The sequence below is a fragment of the Mycobacterium sp. E1214 genome (assembly GCF_001666755.1).
Lineage (GTDB): Bacteria > Actinomycetota > Actinomycetes > Mycobacteriales > Mycobacteriaceae > Mycobacterium.
The window spans coordinates 1-600 of record NZ_LZJC01000017.1 but is presented as its reverse complement, the minus strand read 5'-3'; the positions used below and the strand labels follow the sequence as shown (position 1 = coordinate 600).

Below are 600 nucleotides of genomic sequence, written 5' to 3'. Positions count from 1 at the left end.
CGCGCCGGGCGCTATGCAGCCTACCGATTCGCCAGGCGGCCGGTCGGGCACACTGGAGCGATGGGCAACGGCAACAAACCGACCGACAACGAGACCCTGGCGCACATCCGCGAGCTCGTCGCGCAGGAGAAGGCGCTGCGCGAGCAGCTGCAACACCGCGACATCTCGGAGTCCGAGGAGCACGAGCGCCTGCGCTCGCTGGAGGTCGAACTCGACCAGTGCTGGGACCTGCTGCGGCAGCGCCGGGCGCTGCGCGAGACCGGCGGTGACCCGCGCGAGGCGCAGGTGCGCCCGCCCGGCGAGGTCGAGGGCTACCTGAACTGAGCGGCCACCCGCCGGACGTCGACGTTGTCGTCGTCGGTGGCGGTCACAACGGGCTGGTCGCGGCCGGCTACCTGGCGCGGGCCGGGCTGCGGGTGCGGGTGCTGGAGCGGCTGGGACACGTAGGCGGGGCGGCCGTCTCGGCGCGTCTGTTCGACGGCGTCGACGTTCGGCTGTCGCGGTATTCCTACCTGGTCAGCCTGCTGCCGCCGCGCATCGTCGCGGACCTGGGCGCCGCCGTGCGGCTGGCCCGTCGCCGCTACTCCTCCTACACCCCCA

2 protein-coding genes are annotated in these 600 nt (G+C 73.2%); both read left to right on the top strand.

What is annotated here, in order from left to right; translation table 11 throughout:
* Positions 1–60: 60 nt before the first annotated feature.
* Positions 61–324 carry a DUF2630 family protein gene (locus tag A5700_RS01790; RefSeq protein ID WP_068065135.1) on the top strand — a complete coding sequence of 88 codons (264 nt, stop codon included), beginning with the start codon at positions 61–63 and terminating at the stop codon, positions 322–324.
* The coding region (locus tag A5700_RS24925; protein WP_156671035.1) for an FAD-dependent oxidoreductase at positions 321–600 on the top strand (280 nt) is incomplete at its 3' end. The genes A5700_RS01790 and A5700_RS24925, both read left to right, overlap by 4 nt.